This window comes from Vibrio sp. 2130-1, from assembly GCF_033339515.1.
Genome location: NZ_JAWOUT010000437.1, coordinates 1 through 619, shown reverse-complemented (window position 1 = coordinate 619; position 619 = coordinate 1). Strand labels below are relative to the sequence as shown.

General features: G+C 50.2%; 1 protein-coding gene. It reads right to left on the bottom strand.

The window, feature by feature from the left end; translation table 11 throughout:
* The coding region (locus R7Q09_RS26695) for an ATP-binding protein (RefSeq protein ID WP_318144016.1) at positions 1 to 619 on the bottom strand (619 nt) is incomplete at both ends.

The window sequence follows — 619 nt, the reverse complement described above, 5'->3', positions numbered from 1 at the left end:
GCAAGTAACCATCAAAACCCGCTGCCAAGTAGCGTTCCACTTCTTCCGCAAAAACATGAGCAGACACCGCAATCATAGGTGTCGGTGACAGCGCTTTGTCACCTGGCTTGTTACGTTCGATGCGTTTTAAGCGTTGAATCAAATCCGTGCCGTCGCAATCAGGTAAATTGATGTCAACAAGCGCGATGTCAAAATCTTGTTTGTCAATGATTCGTTCAGCTTGCAGGCCATCTTCCACCATCACAACTTGGTGCCCCATGCTCTGGAGGAAACCTTCCGCCACTACGCGGTTTACTTCATTGTCTTCGACCAACAGCACTTTGGCTTTCACCTTGCAGCGAGCGCTCGCCACAACACCGACTTCCACAGGCTCGCTTTCTTCAAGTGGGATGGAGAACCAGAAACGGCTGCCTTCGCCCTCTTCTGAGTCGACTTCTAGCACGCCGCCCATGGCTTCTACGATGCGTTTGCTGATCGCCAAACCAAGCCCTGTACCACCGATTTGGTTCAGACCACCTTCTGCTTGCGTGAAGGCATCAAAAAGAGTTTTCTGATCTTTTTTCGAAATGCCGATACCTGTGTCTGAGACTTCAAATAGCACTTGCGATTCGTCTTCTGG